Below are 18,834 nucleotides of genomic sequence, written 5' to 3' on the forward strand. Positions count from 1 at the left end.
TTGGTGCTAGGCGAGCGGCAATCTTTTCCCGGAGCCAATCGATGACCGCCGACATCCGTCCCGTGACCCGCGCCCTCCTCTCGGTGTCCGACAAGACGGGGCTGGTGCCGTTCGCGACCAAGCTCGTCGCCCATGGCGTGGAGCTGGTCTCCACCGGCGGCACCGCCAAGGCCATCGCCGACGCCGGCCTGCCGGTGAAGGACGTGAGCGAGCTCACCGGCTTCCCCGAGATGATGGACGGGCGGGTGAAGACGCTCCACCCCAAGGTCCACGGCGGCATCCTCGCCATCCGTGCCGATGCCGGCCATCAGGCATCGCTTGCCGAGCACGCCATCGCCCCCATCGATCTGGTGGTGGTGAACCTCTATCCGTTCGAGGCGACCGTCGCCCGCAAGGCGGATTTCGAGGAGACCATCGAGAACATCGACATCGGCGGCCCCTCCATGATCCGTGGCGCGGCCAAGAACCACAACGACGTGGCCGTCGTGGTCGAGGCCGTGGACTATGAGGCGGTCCTGAAAGAGATCGCCGAGCATGGCGGCACCACCCTCGCCTTGCGCCGCAAGCTGGCGCAGAAGGCCTATGCCCGCACCGCCGCCTATGACGCGGCCATTTCCAACTGGTTCGCCCGCGAGCTGAAGGAGGACGCCCCGGCCTTCCGCGCCTTCGGCGGCAAGCTCATCGAGGCGCTGCGCTACGGCGAGAACCCGCACCAGTCCGCCGCCTTCTACGCCTCCGACGAGATCCGTCCCGGCGTCGCCACCGCGCGGCAGGTGCAGGGCAAGCAGCTCTCCTACAACAACATCAACGACACCGACGCCGCCTTCGAGGCGGTGGCCGAGTTCCATCCCGCCCGCACGGCGGCGGTGGTGATCGTCAAGCACGCCAACCCCTGCGGCGCGGCCGAGGGCGCAGACCTCGCCGCCGCCTACAAGAAGGCGCTGGCCTGCGATCCCGTGTCGGCCTTCGGCGGCATCATCGCCGTGAACCGGACGCTGGATGCCGAGGCCGCCCGCGCCATGGTGGAAATCTTCACAGAGGTGATCGTCGCCCCCGACGCCACCGAGGAAGCCATCGCCGTGGTGGCTGCCAAGAAGAATTTGCGCCTGCTCCTCACCGGCGGTCTGCCCGACCCGCGCGCGCCCGGCCTGACCGTTAAGACCGTCGCCGGCGGCCTGCTCGTGCAGGGCCGCGACAATGCCAGCGCCGACGACCTCGACCTGAAGGTCGTCACCAAGCGCGCGCCCACCGAGCAGGAACTCACCGACATGCGCTTCGCCTTCCGCGTGGCGAAGCACGTGAAGTCCAACACCATCATCTATGCCAAGGACCTCGCCACCGTGGGCATCGGCGCCGGCCAGATGAGCCGGGTGGACAGTGCCCGCATCGCCGCCCGCAAGGCGCTGGACGCGGCCGAGGCGGCGGGCCTTTCGGTGCCGCTCACCAAGGGCTCGGTGGTCGCCTCCGACGCCTTCTTCCCCTTCGCCGACGGCCTGCTGGCGGCGGTGGAGGCGGGCGCCACGGCGGTGATCCAGCCGGGCGGCTCCATGCGCGACGCCGAGGTGATCGCCGCCGCCGACGAAGCCGGCCTCGCCATGGTCTTCACCGGCGTGCGCCACTTCCGGCACTGATACGGGGCTTCGCTCAGGCGCCGCGCGGGAGTTTTGGGGTTTTTACGCTCAATCGCCGCGCGAGCTCTTTTGGGGGCTGACGCTCAATCGCCGCGCGGGCTCTGTGGGTGGCCCCCTCGCCTGCGGCGCGGTCAGCCCGCCATCAGCTGCTGCACGATGAGGCGGTCCACATAATGCGGACCGTCGAAGACGAACACCTCGAACCCCTCATAGGCCTTGAGCTGCGGCAGCAGCTCCGCCGCGGTGGCCGCGCGGAACGAGCCGTCACCGGACGGCCGGAAGGCCTCGGCGATGATCTTGAAACGGCGGGCGCCGAGGCGCTGGGAGATCACCTCCGCATAGCGGCGGGCCGCTCCCGGCGCGCGGGTGTAGATGCCGCAGCCGTCCTGGAAGAACAGCCCCACGTCGCGCGGCAGCCAGAGATCGATCCAGTCGGCGAGCGCCTCCGGGCCGACGTTTGAATTGTCGTAGCAGCTCACCCAGAGCGGGCGCGGGATCGGCGCGAGCGCCTCGCGCATCCGCGCCACGTCCTTCCAGGTCGGGTCGGCTTCCACGGGAAAATAGAATCCGGCCGGGCGGAACGGCAGCTTCTGCCGCGCCACCTTGGCCGACAAGGCGCCCAGCTCAACCACGTTGGCGCGGGCCCGAGGCTCGGAGAAGTCGCCGGCGAGCCCGGCGATGATCTGGCTGGCCCAGGGCTCGCGGGCGATGCGCTTCCAGTTGGGCGCGTCGGGGATGAGCTTGAGGCCGAGCTTCGGCAGCGGCACGAAGGCGGTGCCGTCGGCCACCAGCCATTGCACCAGCAGGCTGCGCGCGCCGATGAAGTCCCAATCGCCGCGGGGATCGAGCGCGCCGCCGTGGACCTGCCAGACGATGCCGTCGATGAGGGCCCCCGGCGGGCGGGACCGGGCGCCGAGGGCGAGATCGAGGCCGATGAGGCCCGTTCCGGCCGCGGCGGCACCAAGGCCGAGCGCGGCGCGCCGGCTCAGCCGCGCCATGGCGTGCCTGGAGGGGAAGGCCGGCACGAAGATCTCGCTGTTGCGGAGGTTGCCCGGCCAGGACCGGCCGGGCCGGACGTGACCACGCCGGACTTGCCGAGACTCATACCGGCGCGAGCGACGCGGCGACCCGGCGCTCCTGCTCGCGGATCGTGGCGCGCAGGGCTTCTTCCGTCACCACGCCGCAGCGCACGAGATATTCGCCGATGCGGCCGTCCTCGTCGGGACGGTAGTTCTCCATGGCGGCCTCGAACGCCTCGCGCCGCATCAGCCCCTTTTCCAGCAGCAGGTCGCCCAGCAGCGGCGGCGACTTCTGGCCCTCCGCATTGCCGGTCATGCCACGCAGCAGGCGCAGGCCGTCATTGATCTCGCTCTCGCGGGCAATGCGCTGGAGCGGCTCGTCGCCCACCGCGCGGCGCAGTTCCTCCAGAGCCTTGTCTCCGAGCGGCGAAGGCACCGCGACGATGAGGCGGCCGCCCGGATCGCGGCCGATGGGCAGCACGCGCCGCCGCACCATCAGATCGATGGGCAGGAGATCGTTGAACTGCCGCACCATCTGCTCGGTGACGACGGTGCGCGGCAGGTTGGACTGGAAGGCCATGGCTTCGGCCAGCGTCTCCTCGTCGAGCCAGCCGCGGGAGACGAGGATGCGCCCGAGCGGCTGCTGCCGCTCCGCCTGCAGCGACAGCGCCTCCTCCACGTGCTCCGGCAGCACTGCCTGCCAGGTGAGCAGAAGCTCGCCCAGGCGCTGGCGCTGCTGGCCCAGCTCCGCCTGATCGGGGAAGTCGTGGGTGGTCTTGTCCCACACGATCTTCCGGCCGAGGAAGACGTGGCCCATGAACAGCTTCCACGCGCGCACGGTGGCAGCGAAGTTGACGAAATTCGCCATCACCACGCGGGGAACGGACATCAGCCCCTGTTCCCAGCCATAGACCTTGGCGACGAAATAATAGCGCTGCAACAACCGTAGCGCGAACGCGACGGCGTTGCCGGTCAGCACCGCCAGCAACCAGGTCTCGGTGGCGAAGATGGAGGGGTAGCGGGCCGGCAGCAGGCCGAGCTTCTCCGCCCCCATGAAAATGAGGAAGTGCGCCGCGACCACATAGGCCAGCACGGCCACGAGGGAGGTCACGATGCCCTTGCGGTCACGGAACAGGAAGTACTTGGTCGCCCAGTTGCCGCGCCAGCCCATGGAGCGCCAGCCCTGGAAGGCGATGCCCAGCGACCAGCGCGCCTTCTGCCGGTAGGAGGTGCGGAACGTGTCGGGGAAGAACTCGCGCACGCACAGCGGCATGGAGAGAAGGATTTCCTTCTGCTCGCCGAAGCCGAACAGGCTCTCGCGCTTGACGACGTATTCCACCGGCAGGCGGGCGATGATGGACTGCATGTGCGCCGCGGAGAGCCGGGCGCTGATGTCGTAGTCCTCGGTCAGGCTCGAGGTGTTGAACACCTCGCCCGTGCCGTCGGACAGAAGGTGCAGCATGGCCTTGCGCGAGAAGCAGGTGCCCACGCCCGCGGACGGCACCGAGCCGGCGACGCTCTCGCGGACCACGAGGTCCTTGGCGTGCCATTCGGCGAACTCGTCCATGTAGATGCCGGCCACCAGCTCCGACCAGTGGCGCTCCAGCGAGAGCACCGGCACCTGGATCAGGTCCTTGCGCGGCAGGAGATAGCTGAAATAGCGCAGCTCAAGCGGATGCAGCACGTCCTCGGCGTCGTGCAGCACCAGACCCGCGAATTCCACGCCGGTTATCTGCTCGTGCTGGAAGATGGCGCGCACCACCGTGTTGAGGCAGTCCGCCTTGTTGGTGGGGCCGGGATTGCGCGTCTCCACCCGCACCAGCTGCTTGTAGCGCCGGCGCATGCGCTCGACCTCGGCGATGGTGTCGGGGTCGTTGGGATAGGTGCCGACGAAGATCACGTAGCGCCGGTAGTCCAGCACGCTCACCATGTTCTCGATCATGGCCGCGATCACGGGGGATTCGAGCCAGGCGGGAATCATGATGGCCAGCGGCTGCTCATCCTTCTGGTAGAGCGCGGCCGGGGTGAGCGGGCGGATGAACGGCTCGATGACGAAGCGGCGGTAGATCCGCCGCCCCCAGTACCAGGCATCGACGAACAGATCGTCGAGCGACGAGATCAGGATGATGACCGCCACCACGGCCGCCACGTATTCGACGAAGCGGATGTAATCGGCCAGGAGATAGGGCCAATAGAGTGCCATGGGGGCGGTCCCGATCCGGTCAGTTGCCGCGCCGGCGCACTTGCGAGGCGCGGATCAGCAGCAGGAAGAACAGGGCGGCGGCCCCGATGCCGAGCGGCAGGCCCCAGTCCGACGAATTCTGCCACAGCCGCTGCAGGGTGCCGGCCGGGCCGTCGGTGTCGGCGACGCGCACCGTGCCCGGGGCGGCGCCGGAGGCGGCGAGCTCGGTCAGGGTGCCGTCGACGCCCACCAGGGCCACGTCGCCCTTCGACAAGCGCACGGCCTTCGCCGGGGTCATGGCCACGGGTCCGATGCTCTGCCACAGGATGCCGCGGGCGTCGTCGCCGCGCACCGCCTGCACCAGGGCCACGTTCTTCAGGCCGGTGATGTCCAGCATGCGGGCCTTCTCGTCGGCGCCGACGATCAGACGGTCGCCGTCCACCTTGGCCTTCACCGCCACGCCCTGCACCGGCACATCGAGGGCGAGGAAGCCGCCGGTGGCGCGGAACGGCGTGCCCACGGAGGACACGTCGAAGGTGCTGGTGCCGGCCGGCATGCCGGCGGCGGCGGCGGCGCGCACCACGCGCGGCAGGCTGGCCTTGGCGGTGGCGAGATAGCTGTCGGGAACCAGCAGCTTGCCGCCCGAGGCCATGGCCGAGATCACGCCCAGGAAGTCGCCGCCCGGCGCCGCGCCGCCCAGCTCGAAATGGCTGGTGGGCAGGACCGAGACCGGGAAGGCCTGGGGCGTCTCGCGGCAGCGGTCGCTCACCGGCTGGCGCTGGAAGGTCACGCGCAGCACGTTGCGGGCCGCGAGCGCATAGGGCGGCACGGCGGCCGTCACATGCTCGGGGTGGCCGGTGGCGTCGAGGCGCTTGGCGGCCAGCAGCACGTCGTTGAGGAACACCGCCACCACCGGTTCGGAGGAGGAGGCGCCGGGCGCGGCCGCGACATCGAGGTTCAGCCGGCTCGGCAGGCTACGGCCACCGGTGGCGGCGGCGAGATCGAACGTCACCACCCAGTCGCCGCGGGCGAGCACGTCGAGGTTGCCGTCGGTCGGGCCGAGGCTGGACAGCGGCACGGAGGAAGGCTTCTCCGGCCCCACATCCACCGCGCGGATGGTCACGGTGCCGGTGGCCAGCGAGGTCCGCCAGAAGCTGTCGAACAGCTGGGTGGCCTTGCCGCCGGCGGCGCCGCCGACCGCGATGATCGGACGTCCGGCGAGGAACTGCAGGCTCACCTCGTCCGGGGCGATGCTGGATGAACCGAGGCTCGCCGCCTTGGCCCGCCATTCCATGAAGGCACCGGAGGCGGTGCCCAGGCGGGCGCCGAGGGCGTCGAGCGCGCCGCGGATGCCGGACAGAAGGGAGACATCCGCCACCGCCACGTCGGCACCGAGCGGGGAGCCGGGCATCACCAGAAGCGCGCCGATCTCGGACGCGTCGCGGATGCGGTAGCTCTTCACGCCGACGAAGCTGGAGAAGGGGGCGACCGCGCGCAGCGAGGCCGGCACGTCGACGTTGGTCAGGTCCACCTCGTCGCCGATGGAGGGCAGCGTCTTCACGACAAGGCGCTTGCCGGCGGTCTCGAGCGCAAGGCCGAGCCGCCAGGCGGTGTCGTAGGTGTCCTTGGAGAGGGTGCCGCCGGCCACCAGCAGCGCGCCGGAACCGGGCATGCCGCTCCAGGCGGTGGCGAGGCTGCGCACCTGCCCGGCATCATAGCTGTAGGTGAAGCGGGTGGACGGGCGCAGCTTCAGCACGTTGCCGATGCCGCGTTCGTCGGCGCACAGCGCCTCGCCGATCACCGACGACCAGGCGGTGCCGAAGCGCACGAAGCCGGTCTCCCGCGGCCGATTATCCACCGAGATGGTGGCACTGGCGCTGCCGTTGTCGCCTTCGAGGCGCCGCGAGAACACCGGCGTGCTGTCCACCGAGAGCACCATGGTGGTGCGCCCGCCGTCGCCCCGCAGATACTCGCCGTCGACGGCGATGCTGGCATTCTCCAGCGGCACGCCGGCCGGCACCGGCAGATAGATGTCGCGGCGCGCATCCATGCCCTGCAGCACCACCGGCCCCTCGATGCCGAGATCGCCGAGGGTGAAGGACCGCGTGACGCGGGTGTCCGCCGCCCGCTCCTGGATGGCCGAGAGGATCGGGTCCACCGGCGGCACGTAGGCCGGCGCCACATAAGCCGGCTGCTGGGCAACAGGGGCCTGGGCGACAGGGGCCTGGGCGACCACCGGCGGCGCCGGGTTGCGTGACTGCGCTGCCGCCGGCCAGGCCGAGAGCAGGCTCACCGGCAGCACGAGGGCGGCGGCCAGTGTGGAAAAGCGCCGGGGAGTGAAGCCCCGGGCGGCCCGGCCGGGGGCGATGGAAGAGGCAAGGTGTCGCATGTCAGTCTCTCACGAGCAGGGCGTCGAGGCCGGCGGGACGCCGAGGAGCGGACGCGGCAGGCGGGGATTGGAGGGGGGAAAATTCCTGCATCGGCCGCCCGCAGATGCAGTCCACGATCCGGCGGCAGGCCTGCCCGTCGCCGTAGGGGTTGATGCGTCCGGCGTAGGCCGCATAGGCCACCGGATCGTCGAGAAGGCGGGACACCGCGTTGACGATGGCGGCGCGGCTTGTGCCGACGAGCTGGACCGTGCCGGCATGCACCGCCTCCGGCCGCTCCGTCATCTCGCGCATGACGAGGACGGGCTTGCCCAGCGCGGGCGCCTCTTCCTGTACGCCGCCGGAATCGGTGAGCACGATGTGCGAGCGCTGCATCAGCCGCTGGAACGGCAGATAGTCGAGCGGCGGCACGAGATGCACGTTGGGTCGGCCGGCGAGCGCCGCCGTCACCGGACCCTTGACGTTGGGATTGAGGTGGACCGGATAGACGATCTCCACATCGCCGCGGTCGGCGATCTGGTCCAGCGCCTCGCAGATGTTGCGGAACCCCTCGCCGAAATTCTCGCGCCGGTGCCCCGTCACCAGAAGGATGGGCCGGCGCGGATCGAGCTGCGGAAGTTCGGCGTCGAGGGCGGCACGCAGGTCCGGATCGGCGTCGAGGCGACGCTGGACCGACTGGAGCGCGTCGATCACCGTGTTGCCGGTCACGAAGACTTGCCCCTCGAGCTGCTCCGACAAAAGATTGTCGCGCGAGCCGGGGGTGGGCGCGAACAGGAGGTCGCTGCACAGATCGGCGACGCGGCGGTTCATCTCCTCGGGAAAGGGCTGGCCGAGGTGGTAGGTGCGCAGGCCCGCCTCCACATGCCCCACCGGAATGCGGCGATGGAAGGCGGCAAGGGCCGCAGCCATGGCGGTGGTGGTGTCGCCATGGACCAGCACGCGATCCGGCTTCACATCCTCAAGCACGCTGTCGAGCGCACAAAGCGCGCCGCCGGCAAGACGATTCAACCCCTGATTGTGGGACATCAGACCAAGATCGAAGTCGGGCGTCAGGTCGAAGAGGCGGAGAACCTGATCCAGCATCTCCCGGTGCTGGCCGGTGACACAGACGAGCGACTGGATGGCCGGCTCCCGCGCCAGCGCCTGGACCACCGGCGCCATCTTGATCGCCTCAGGGCGCGTTCCGAAAATCGACAATATTTTCAATGGTCGCCACCGGTGATTCGACTTCGAATGAACGCGCACAGGCGTGCTGTCAAGAGCAAGATATACCAGCTCTTTTCGCGCAAATGAAAAAGGAGTGAAAGAAAGGTAAACGGCAGCGCCGCACCGTCGCCCCGGCAGCGCCTAGCTTCCCCATCCCCCTGGTTGCAGAGAACTCTGCCACCTGAAGGTTGCAAGAGCTTTAAGCGAGACGATATTTTCGCAGATTGGAACGCGGCGGCCCCGTCGAGGCAGGTATCTTATTCCGCCAAGCGTCAGCTCAGCGGGAAGCTGCCGAACTGGAACCTGCCGCATCCGCCCGGCCGGCGCCGATGGCGGCCTTCACCAGCGCTTCCGCATCGGCACCGCCCCATTCCGCCGGACCCGCCAGATAGGCCATCTCGCAGCCGTCCCGATCGACGAGGAGGGTGGTTGGCAGGCCGAAGCCGCGGCCCACCCCGCGCAGGGCCTGGAAGGTCTTGGTCGCCGGATCGCTATAGAAGGCGAGGCTGTTCACGCCGATCTCGGAGAGGAAGGCGCGCGGCTTGTCCGGGTCGCGCGTATCGAGATTGACCGCCACCACCGCGAAATCCGGCCCGCCCAGCCGCTTTTCCAGATGGTCGAGGGCCGGCATCTCCTTGCGGCAGGGCACGCACCAGGTGGCCCAGAGATTAAGCAGCACCACGCGGCCCTTGAAATCCGCCAGCGTCACCGGCTTGCCGGAGGCATCGGTGAAGGTGAGCGGCGGCAGGCGGCGCGGCTCGCTCGCCAGCGCGATCGCGGCCAGCTCGCCCTTGGCGAGGGGCGCGAAGGCCCGCACCCGCTCCACCGTACCGGCGCAGGCGGGGTCAGCGGCCGCCCCGGAAGGGGCTGGTGCCGGCACACTGGCCACGCTCTGGCCCTGCGGTGCATTGCCGGGGAGGCGGTTCATCCCGTATAGGGCGAGCGCGCCGGCCACGGCGCCCGCCAGCGTCGCCAGCGCGACCACGCCGATCGTCCTCACCGCGGAAGAGCGCCTCGCCACCGGCGCGCCCGGCGCGGGGCCGGTCGCCGTGTCCTGAGGGTCAGTCGCGCGGTTGTCGTCGGCAGTGGTCATCACCGGAGGGTCCGTCATGAGCAACAAGATGTGGGGCGGGCGCTTCAGCACTGCCCCCGACGCCATCATGGAGGAGATCAACGCCTCCATCGGCTTCGACCAGCGTCTTTATGCGCAGGATATCGCCGGTTCAAAGGCGCATGCGGCCATGCTGGCCGCCCAGGGCATCGTGGCGGCGAAAGATGCCCAGAAGATCACCAAGGGTCTAGACACGATCCTGTCAGAGATCGAGGCGGGCAAGTTCTCCTTCCGGCGCGAGCTGGAGGACATCCACATGAACGTGGAATCGCGCCTCGCCGAGCTGATCGGCGCTCCGGCCGGGCGCCTGCACACCGCCCGCTCGCGCAACGATCAGGTGGCTACCGACTTCCGCCTCTACGTGCGCGACACGGTGGACGCCCTCGACGCCCAGCTCGCCGATCTCCAGCGGGCGCTGGCCGAGAAGGCGCTGGCCCACGCCGCCACTGTCATGCCCGGCTTCACCCATCTGCAGACCGCCCAGCCGGTGACCTTCGGCCACCATCTGATGGCCTATGTGGAAATGATGGCGCGCGACCGCAGCCGCTTCGCCGACGCGCGGGCGCGCCTCAACGAATGTCCGCTGGGCTCGGCGGCGCTGGCCGGCACCTCCTTCCCCATCGACCGCGAGGCCACCGCCGCCGCGCTCGGCTTCGACCGGCCCACCGCCAACTCGCTCGATGCCGTCTCCGACCGCGATTTCGTGATGGAGACGCTCTCGGCCGCGTCCATCTGCGCCATCCACCTCTCGCGCTTCGCCGAAGAGGTGGTGATCTGGACCTCGCCGTCCTTCGCGCTGGTGAAGCTGTCGGATGCCTTCACCACCGGCTCGTCCATCATGCCGCAGAAGCGCAATCCCGACGCCGCCGAGCTGGTGCGCGCCAAGGCCGGGCGCATCATCGGCGCGCTCACCGGCATCCTCGTGGTGATGAAGGGCCTGCCTTTGGCCTATGCCAAGGACATGCAGGAGGACAAGGAAGGCGCGTTCGATGCCTTCTCGGCCCTCTCCCTGGTGATCGCCGCCACCGCCGGCATGGTCCGCGACCTGTCGCCGGACGAGAAGCGCATGGCCACAGCCGCCGGCCAGGGCTATTCCACCGCCACCGACCTCGCCGATTGGCTGGTCCGGGCGCTGAACATACCGTTCCGCGAGGCGCACCACATTACCGGCCGCATCGTGGCGCTGGCCTCCGACCGCGGCATTGCGCTGCACAAGGTGCCGATCGAGGACATGCAGGCGGTGGACAAGCGCATCACCGGCGACGTCTTCTCCGTTCTGTCCGTGGTGCGCTCGGTGCGCAGCCGCACCAGCTATGGCGGCACCGCGCCGCAGCGCGTGCGCGCCCAGGCGCGGCGCTGGCTGAAGCGCCTCGGGGCGGCCCCGGACGCGACCTGATGCCGGCCGGATGGAGCCCCCGGCCGGCCCAGGGGCTCGCCTTTGCCGCAGCGCGGGCTATAGTGGCGCCGACCTTGATGCCAATGGCACGGACGAAGATGCGAACCCTTGCGACCCTGATGGCCCTCTGCGGCACCCTCGCCCTCGCGGCGTGCGGCGTGAAGGGTCCGTTGGAGCCCCCGCCCGGCGCCCATGCGGCGGCCCCCCCGCCGAAGCCCGCCACGGCCACGGCTGCGGCGGATTCCAGCAGTTCCTACACACCACCCAAGACGGCGGCGGAGTTCAACGAGAGCGCGGTTCCGCACGCCTCCTGGGAGAAGAAAAAGACCTCCGGCTCCTCCAGCAGCTCGGACAAGCTGCTGAAGGGCATCGACCGCCCCGACCAGCCGCTCCTCATCGACGGCCTGCTCTGATCCGCAGGCCCGAAGGCCGCGCTGAACGGCCTTCCGTACAAGAACCCCTTCCTCGCTCCCCGGCGCCCGCCTGACGGCGCCACCCCGGCCGGGCGCGCAGAACGAGCCTCCGACAAGCCGCCCCGATGCACCATTTCGACTATCGCAACGGCCGCCTTCATGCCGAGGACGTGGACCTCACGTCCCTCGCCGCCGAGGTGGGCACGCCCTTCTATTGCTACGCCACCGCCACGCTGGAGCGGCACTATCGCGTGTTCATGGAGGCGTTCGCCGGCCGCGACGTGCTGCTGTGCTACGCGCTGAAGGCCAATTCCAACCAGTCGGTCATCTCCACCCTCGCCCGCCTCGGCGCGGGGGCCGACATCGTTTCTTCCGGCGAGCTGATGCGCGCCCGCGCCGCCGGCGTGCCGGGCGAGCGCATCGTCTTCTCCGGCGTCGGCAAGACGCGGGAGGAAATGGGTGAGGCGCTGGACGCCGGCATCCTCTGCTTCAATGTGGAGAGCGAGCCGGAGCTGGATGCCCTGTCGCAGGTCGCCCTGTCCAAGGGCGTGACGGCGCCGGTCTCCATCCGCGTCAATCCGGACGTGGACGCGAAGACCCACAAGAAGATCTCCACCGGCAAGTCGGCCACCAAGTTCGGCATCCCGATCTCCCGCGCGCGGGACGTGTACGACTACGCCGCGCGCCTGCCCGGCCTCGCCATATCCGGCGTGGACATGCACATCGGCAGCCAGATCACCGACATGGCGCCGTTCGAGAACGCGGTGACGCTGCTGGCCGAGCTGGCGCGCGACCTCATGGCCGCTGGCCACCGGCTGCACCACATGGACCTCGGCGGCGGGCTCGGCGTGCCCTATGCCGCCTCCGACCCGGTACCGCCCTCCCCCGCCGCTTATGCCGAAGTGATCGGGCGGGCGCTCGGCGACCTGAAGCTGCCGCTGGTGTTCGAGATGGGACGGATGCTGGTCGCTAACGCCGGCATCCTCGTCACCCGCGTGATCTATGTGAAGAAGGGCGAGGGCAAGACCTTCGTGGTGGTGGACGCCGCCATGAACGACCTCATCCGCCCCACCCTCTACGAGGCCCACCACGACATCGTGCCGGTGGCCGAGCCGGCGGCCGGCGCCGCCCTGGTGATCGCCGACGTGGTCGGCCCGGTGTGCGAGACGGGCGATTTCCTCGCCCTCGACCGGCCGCTGCCGGAGGTGAAGCCCGGCGACCTGCTGGCGGTGATGACGGCGGGGGCCTATGGCGCCGTGCAGTCCGGCACCTACAACACCCGCGCCCTCGTCCCTGAGGTGCTGGTGCGTGGACCCCAAGCGGCGGTGGTGCGCCCGCGGGTCGATCCCGCGGCGCTGATCGCCCTCGACCGGCCAGCGCCCTGGCTGGACTGAACCGGCGCGAACCACTCGATCAGGGCCTCGCCTCAGTCCCCCGACACCGCGAAGCGCAGCAGGATGGTGCGCTGGAGCGGGCTGAAATTGTCGTCGGAAATCATGGTCAGCAGGATCTCGCCGGCGGCGCTGCGGGTGACGCCGAGGCCTTCCATGTTGTCGATCTCGTAGCCCATGTCGAAGCGGCCCAGCACCTCGCCGGTGATGCGCGCCCCCGGCTTCACCTCGCTGGCCGGGAAGCGGCGGAGCTGCATGTTGACGCCTTCGAGCGGCGTATAGTGGCGCTCCAGAAGGTAGAAATTGCCGTCCGGCCCCAGCGCGAGGTCGGTGGCATCGAACGGACCGCTCTTGGTCACGGTGAAGGTGCCGGGCGCGGGGCCACCGATGATGAAGCCGGGCAGGTCGTCCGCCTTCTTCGCCCCCTCTTCCCCGATGGCGATGAGCGCGCCCTTGAGCGGGCCGGAGGGCATGAAGGCGAGGCTTTCGAGGCCGGTATTGCGCCTCAGCCCCTTGATGGCTGGCGCCGGCACCAGCGTGCCGCGCTTGCCGAGGGCATCGCGCGGATAGCGCCAGATTTCGTTGATGGTCTCCATCGCCACATAGGCGGCATCGGGCGCGAGGGTGACGGATTCCACATCCTCGCGGGCGTTTTCGGCCTGCACCTTGCCATCGGCATCGAGCAGCGCCGCGGCAGTCACATCGGCGAGGCCGGTGGGGCGGTCATTCTCGGTGACGAGGCGACCGGAGAGGAACAGGCCGGCATCGGTGATGGCGAGGAAGTGTCCGTCCTGCTCCAGCGCGAAGCCGGAGATGCCACCGAAGCCCGGAAAGGGCGAGGTCAGCACCAGCCCGCCGAGGAACTTCAGCGGGCCGAACTGCGTGAGTTCGTCCCCGCGCTTGAAGGTGGCGACGGGCTGCGCCGTGACCGTGATGGCCACGGGCTCGGGCGGCAGCGCGCCCGGCTTGGAAAAGGCGAGATTGAACAGCAGTGCGCCGCCGAGAATTCCGGCGGCGACAATGCCTAAAGCGCGCAGGCCCCGCGTCAATGCAGGCGGCCGCCCCGCGACGCCCCCTTGCCGCCACCGCCGGGGGTTTCCTCGAACAGCTCGGCGAGCTTCTCGGTCATCACCCCGCCCAGCTCCTCGGCGTCCACGATGGTGACGGCGCGACGGTAGTAGCGCGTCACGTCATGGCCGATGCCGATGGCGATCAGCTCCACCGGCGAGCGGGTCTCGATCTCGGTGATGATGTGGCGGAGGTGCCGCTCCAGATAATTGCCGGCGTTCACCGACAGCGTGGAATCGTCCACCGGCGCGCCGTCGGAAATCATCATCAGGATGCGCCGCGCCTCGGTGCGGGCCAGCAGGCGCTTGTGCGCCCAGTCCAGCGCCTCGCCGTCGATGTTTTCCTTGAGGAGGCCCTCGCGCATCATCAGGCCGAGGTTGCGGCGCGCCCGGCGCCACGGGGCGTCGGCCGACTTGTAGATGATGTGCCTGAGATCGTTGAGGCGGCCGGGGGTGGCGGGCTTGCCGGCGGCGAGCCAGGCCTCGCGGGACTGGCCGCCCTTCCAGGCGCGCGTGGTGAAGCCCAGCACCTCCACCTTCACGCCGCAGCGCTCCAGCGTGCGGGCGAGGATATCGGCGCAGGTGGCGGCCACCGTGATGGGCCGGCCGCGCATGGAGCCGGAATTGTCGATGAGCAGCGTCACCACCGTGTCGCGGAAGTCGGTGTCGCGCTCGCGCTTGAAGGACAGCGCTGCCATGGGGTCCATGATGACCCGCGGCAGACGCGCGGGATCGAGCACGCCCTCTTCGAGGTCGAATTCCCAGGCGCGGTTCTGCTGCGCCAGCAGCTTGCGCTGGAGGCGGTTGGCAAGACGCGCCACCACGCCCTGGAGGTGGGCCAGCTGCTTGTCGAGATAGGAGCGGAGCCGCGTCAGCTCCTCGGGATCGCAGAGGTCCTCCGCCGAGGTCTCCTCGTCGAACTTGGTGGTGAAGGCGTGGTATTCCGGCCCGCGATTGTCGTGCGTCATCGGTGGACGCGGCGACCATGGTTCGGCCGGCTCCTCGCTGTCGCCCATCTCGGTGCCGTCGGGCACGTCGGCGGGGGGCGCGGCCTCGCTCTGGGCGGCAGAGTCGGGCATCTCCTCCTCGGAGAGCTCGGCCTCCATCTCGGTGGCGCCCTGCTGGCTGTCGTCCTCGCGGCTTTCGCCGTTCTCGCCGCCCTGCTCGTCGGCGCCGCCCTCGTTCTCGTTCTCCTCGGGCTCCTGCTCGGTGTCGAGGCCGCTTTCCTCGCCCATGTCGAGGGAGGCGAGGAGATCGCGGGCGATCTCGCCGAACTTCTTCTGGTTCTCGATGCTGTCGATGAGCCGCGCGAGGTCGCCCTCGGCTCGCTCCTCGATGAAGGGGCGCCAGAGGTCCACCACGCGCCGGGCGTCGGGGGGCGGGGGCTCGCCGGTCAGGCGCTCGCGCACCATGAGGGCCACCGCGTCGGCGATGGGCGCCTCGGAGCGCTCGGTGATGTCGGCGAAATTGGCGCGGTGGTAGCGGTCCTGCAACATGGCTGCGAGGTTGCGCTTCACGCCCGGCATGCGGTTGCCACCGATGGCCTCCACCCGCGCCTGCTCCACCGCCTCGAACACGCCGCGGGCGACTTCGCCCTGGGGCAGCATCTTGCGATGGACGCCGGGGTCGTGACAGGCGCGGCGCAAGGCGAGGGAATCCGCATGGCCGCGCACGATGGCGGCGTCCTGCAGCGTGAAGCGGCGCGGCGGCTCGGGCAGGCGCACCCGGTCCGGGCCGAGCGCCGGACGCTCGGAGGCGAAGGTCACCTCGAACTCGGAGACGCCGGCGATGGCCTTGAAGCAGCCGGTGACGGCGCGCTTGAACGGCTCGGACGGCGCTTCCTTGGGGGCCTTGCCGGTGGTGCGGTTGGTGGCCATGGCGCGTGCTTCTTCGGCTCTTGCGTCTTTGAGAAGCGCTTCGCGAAGAGGCGCCTCCTGCGGGGAAACAGGCCACGCCGTAGCGCAGCCCGTTCAATGCAAGGCGCGGCTGAGCCGCACCGGTTCAGGACAGAGCGACGTTCACCGTGCTCTCGGCCAGCTCCTGGCCGAAGCAGCGCTGGTAGAACTCCGCCACCAGCGGGCGCTCCAGCTCGTCGCACTTGTTGAGGAAGGTGACACGCAGGGCGAAGGCGATGTCGCGGAAGATGTCCGCGTTCTCGGCCCAGGTGATGACCGTGCGCGGGCTCATGACGGTGGAGAGATCGCCGTTCATGAACGCCTGCCGGGTAAGGTCGGCGAGGCGGACCATGCGGTTCACCGTGTCGCGGCCTTCCACGTTCTGGAAGTGCTTCGCCTTGGCGAGGACGATGTCCACTTCCTTGTCGTGGGCGAGATAGTTCAGCGAGGTGACGATGGACCAGCGGTCCATCTGCGCCTGGTTGATCTGCTGGGTGCCGTGATAGAGGCCGGTGGTGTCGCCGAGGCCGATGGTGTTGGCGGTGGCGAACAACCGGAAGGCGCCGTGTGGGCGGATCACCCGGCTCTGGTCGAGCAGGGTCAGGCGGCCGGAGCTCTCCAGCACGCGCTGGATCACGAACATCACGTCCGGGCGGCCGGCGTCATATTCGTCGAACACCAGGGCGACGTTGTTCTGGTAGGCCCAGGGCAGGATGCCGTCGCGGAATTCGGTGACCTGCAGGCCGTCCTTCACCACGATCGCATCCTTGCCGATGAGGTCGATGCGCGAGATGTGGCTGTCGAGGTTGATGCGCACGCACGGCCAGTTCAGCCGCGCCGCCACCTGCTCGATATGGGTGGACTTTCCGGTTCCATGGTATCCTGTGACCATCACGCGACGGTTGCGCGCAAAGCCGGCCAGGATGGCCAGGGTGGTCGGCCGGTCGAACAGGTAATCCGGGTCCAGCTCGGGGACGTGGGAGTCGGCTTCGGAGTAGGCCGGAACCTCCATGTCGATATCGATGCCGAACGTCTGGCGAACCGACACCTTCATGTCCGGCATCGGGGCAGTGGTCTCCAAACCGCTCATAACTCCTCCGTCGGCGCGCCCCGCGCGCCCCATTTCGTGTCCGTATCCATCACGGCGCGGTCCGAGGAGCCGCCTCCGCGTCGCCGGCGATCCTGAGGACCGCTCAGCAGAAACCTGCCTGCTTGAGGCTGTTGTAGGCCTGGATGACGCTGCGCAGGCGGTCCTCCGAAGAACGGTCGCCGCCGTTCGCGTCGGGGTGGTGCAGCTTCACCAGTTCCTTGTAGCGGGCCTTGATCTCGACCGCGCTGGCCGACATTTCGAGGCCCATCACCTCCAGCGCCCGCCGCTCCGCGGTGCGCACGATCTTGCCGTCCGGCTCCGGCCGGTCGGCCCGGAAGGTGCCGCCCATCTCGGCGGTAAAGCCGAAGGGATCGCGCATGCCGTCGCCGGTGTCCGCGCCCGGCCGGCGGCCGCTGGCGCCCTTCATGCCCATCTTCCAGGTGGGGCGATGACCGGTCAGCGCGTCCTTCTGGTAGGCATACACCGCGTCGTCGGTCATGCCCGAGAAATAGTTGTAGGACTGGTTGTATGCCTTCACATGGTCGAGGCAGTAGGACCAGTACTGGCCTTCCTGATGCCGCCCCTTGGGCGCCTTGTGCGTGCCCTCCGCCGTGCAGCCCGGCCACTGGCAGCCCGTCAGCGACAGCCGGGGGCGATGCCGGTCGTCGGCGGGCTTGACCCGGATGCGGTCGAAAAGGGGGGAGTCGAATTTCATGGCCGATCGATTATGTGCGTCGTTCCGCGGCGCGGCAAGGAATTGCGGTGCAGCGCGTGGAGAAAGCGCCATGCCACAGGGGTAGCGGGGGATGTGACGTCGGGAGCGGAAGCGGCTAAGCCGGCCTCATCGTGACCGAGGGTGGCAGGCCGCGACAAGCCCCATATAATGCCGCCCACGCGGGAGCGCCATAACCGGCCGCTTTCTTCGGTCCATTCCTTTTCACAGAAGCCTTTTCATCATGTCCCACTCTTCCCTTTCCGACATCCGCCAGACGCTCGAAGCCGGCCTCAGCCCCCTCGCCCTCGAGCTTGAGGACGAGAGCCACAAGCATGCCGGCCACGCCGGCGTGATGCATGATCACAAGGGCGCCAATCGCGGCGACGGCGGCATCACCCACCTCAGGGTGCGGGTGGTCTCCCCGAGCTTCACCGGCAAGAGCCGGGTGGAGCGGCACCGCATCGTCAACGGCCTGCTGGAAGGCGAGATCGCGCGCGGTCTGCACGCCCTGGCCATCGAGGCCAAGGCGCCGGGTGAATGAACCGCCCCCGGCGAATGAGCCTGGATTCGGTAAAGGGGTCGCCTGCGCATGGCTGAGGCCGCGCTGCATCGGGAAGAGGGCGCGCTCGTCCTCTTCTCCGGCGGGCAGGATTCCGCCACCTGCCTCGCCTATGCGCTGGAGCGCTTCGGCCGGGTGGAGACCCTGGGCTTCGACTATGGCCAGCGCCACGCGGTGGAACTGGAGCGCCGCCCGGTGCTGCGCGCCGCCTTCCGCGCCCTCAACCCGCTGTGGGCCGCCCGGCTCGATGCCGACCACGTGCTGGACCTGCCCGTGCTCGGCCAGATCTCCGACACGGCCCTGACCCGCGACGTCGCCGTCCACATGGAGGCGAACGGCCTGCCGAACACCTTCGTGCCCGGCCGCAACCTCGTCTTCCTCACCTTCGCTGCCGCCCTCGCCTATCGCCGGGGGCTCCGCCACATCGTCGGCGGCATGTGCGAGACGGATTTCTCCGGCTATCCCGACTGCCGAGACGACACCATCAAGGCCATGCAGGTGGCCCTGAACCTCGGCATGGAGAAGCGCTTCGTCCTCCACACGCCGCTCATGTGGATCGACAAGGCCGAGACCTGGCGCCTCGCCGAGCATCTGGGGGGCCGTCCGCTGGTGGATCTCATCGTCGAGGAGACCCACACCTGCTATCTCGGCGACCGCGGCCACCGCCACGCCTGGGGCTATGGCTGCGGCGAATGCCCCGCCTGCAAGTTGCGGGCGGATGGATTTGCACGCTACAGCGCCGGCTGAATGGCCCCTAAATGGCCGCCGAGCC

At 69.3% G+C, this 18,834-nt stretch carries 15 protein-coding genes; 6 read left to right on the forward strand and 9 right to left on the reverse strand.

Annotated elements, in window-relative coordinates; genetic code table 11:
- Positions 1-41: 41 nt before the first annotated feature.
- The gene (gene purH, locus V5F74_RS21395) at positions 42-1,631 is read left to right on the forward strand and encodes a bifunctional phosphoribosylaminoimidazolecarboxamide formyltransferase/IMP cyclohydrolase (protein WP_029556235.1); all 1,590 of its coding nucleotides are present in this window, start codon (positions 42-44) and stop codon (positions 1,629-1,631) included.
- A 131-nt stretch (positions 1,632-1,762) separates the two neighbouring features.
- Here the strand turns inward: purH and V5F74_RS21400 are convergent, their stop codons facing one another.
- The 5 genes from V5F74_RS21400 to tlpA all read right to left on the reverse strand — a co-directional run bounded on the left by V5F74_RS21400 (position 1,763) and on the right by tlpA (position 9,518).
- Complete coding sequence (locus V5F74_RS21400; RefSeq protein WP_394009932.1) at positions 1,763-2,656, reverse strand: hypothetical protein; 894 nt, start codon at positions 2,654-2,656, stop codon at positions 1,763-1,765.
- 76 nt (positions 2,657-2,732) lie between these two features.
- Complete coding sequence (locus tag V5F74_RS21405) at positions 2,733-4,853, reverse strand: glycosyl transferase family protein (RefSeq protein ID WP_394009933.1); 2,121 nt, start codon at positions 4,851-4,853, stop codon at positions 2,733-2,735.
- 19 nt (positions 4,854-4,872) lie between these two features.
- A complete protein-coding gene (locus V5F74_RS21410) occupies positions 4,873-7,221 on the reverse strand; it encodes a cellulose biosynthesis cyclic di-GMP-binding regulatory protein BcsB (protein ID WP_051678888.1) in 2,349 nt (782 codons plus the stop codon).
- Between the two features lies 1 nt (position 7,222).
- A complete protein-coding gene (gene wecB / locus V5F74_RS21415; RefSeq protein ID WP_029556239.1) occupies positions 7,223-8,425 on the reverse strand; it encodes a non-hydrolyzing UDP-N-acetylglucosamine 2-epimerase in 1,203 nt (400 codons plus the stop codon).
- Positions 8,426-8,702: 277 nt separating this feature from the next.
- Positions 8,703-9,518, reverse strand: a complete 816-nt coding sequence (gene tlpA / locus V5F74_RS21420; protein ID WP_394009934.1) for a thiol:disulfide interchange protein TlpA — start codon at positions 9,516-9,518, stop codon at positions 8,703-8,705.
- A 16-nt stretch (positions 9,519-9,534) separates the two neighbouring features.
- On the opposite strand from tlpA, the gene argH reads away from it, so the two are divergent.
- The 3 genes from argH to lysA all read left to right on the forward strand — a co-directional run bounded on the left by argH (position 9,535) and on the right by lysA (position 12,739).
- The gene (gene argH / locus V5F74_RS21425; protein ID WP_394009935.1) at positions 9,535-10,932 is read left to right on the forward strand and encodes an argininosuccinate lyase; all 1,398 of its coding nucleotides are present in this window, start codon (positions 9,535-9,537) and stop codon (positions 10,930-10,932) included.
- 98 nt (positions 10,933-11,030) lie between these two features.
- Positions 11,031-11,345, forward strand: a complete 315-nt coding sequence (lptM, locus tag V5F74_RS21430; RefSeq protein WP_155982181.1) for an LPS translocon maturation chaperone LptM — start codon at positions 11,031-11,033, stop codon at positions 11,343-11,345.
- A 125-nt stretch (positions 11,346-11,470) separates the two neighbouring features.
- On the forward strand, positions 11,471-12,739 hold the full coding sequence (gene lysA, locus V5F74_RS21435) for a diaminopimelate decarboxylase (protein ID WP_250165438.1): 1,269 nt from the start codon (positions 11,471-11,473) through the stop codon (positions 12,737-12,739).
- A gap of 32 nt (positions 12,740-12,771) precedes the next feature.
- Here the strand turns inward: lysA and V5F74_RS21440 are convergent, their stop codons facing one another.
- From V5F74_RS21440 to V5F74_RS21455, 4 genes are all read right to left on the reverse strand, one after another.
- Positions 12,772-13,785, reverse strand: coding sequence for an esterase-like activity of phytase family protein (locus V5F74_RS21440; RefSeq protein WP_394009936.1), 1,014 nt, complete (start codon positions 13,783-13,785; stop codon positions 12,772-12,774).
- On the reverse strand, positions 13,782-15,680 hold the full coding sequence (gene cobT, locus V5F74_RS21445; protein WP_394009937.1) for a cobaltochelatase subunit CobT: 1,899 nt from the start codon (positions 15,678-15,680) through the stop codon (positions 13,782-13,784). Before cobT ends, V5F74_RS21440 begins: the two co-directional genes overlap by 4 nt.
- 124 nt (positions 15,681-15,804) lie before the next feature.
- Entirely contained in the window at positions 15,805-16,788 is a 984-nt protein-coding gene (gene cobS / locus V5F74_RS21450) for a cobaltochelatase subunit CobS (RefSeq protein ID WP_394009938.1), read from the reverse strand.
- Positions 16,789-16,891: 103 nt separating this feature from the next.
- Positions 16,892-17,503 (reverse strand): J domain-containing protein, encoded by a 612-nt coding sequence (locus V5F74_RS21455; protein ID WP_024276620.1) that lies wholly within the window; start codon positions 17,501-17,503, stop codon positions 16,892-16,894.
- A 241-nt stretch (positions 17,504-17,744) separates the two neighbouring features.
- Between V5F74_RS21455 and V5F74_RS21460 the strand changes: the two genes are divergently transcribed.
- Complete coding sequence (locus tag V5F74_RS21460; RefSeq protein ID WP_029556247.1) at positions 17,745-18,044, forward strand: BolA family protein; 300 nt, start codon at positions 17,745-17,747, stop codon at positions 18,042-18,044.
- Positions 18,045-18,092: 48 nt separating this feature from the next.
- A complete protein-coding gene (gene queC / locus V5F74_RS21465) occupies positions 18,093-18,809 on the forward strand; it encodes a 7-cyano-7-deazaguanine synthase QueC (protein ID WP_394009939.1) in 717 nt (238 codons plus the stop codon).
- Positions 18,810-18,834 lie beyond the last annotated feature (25 nt).

It is taken from the genome of Xanthobacter aminoxidans (assembly GCF_043193615.1).
GTDB classification, from domain to species: Bacteria; Pseudomonadota; Alphaproteobacteria; order Rhizobiales; family Xanthobacteraceae; genus Xanthobacter; species Xanthobacter aminoxidans.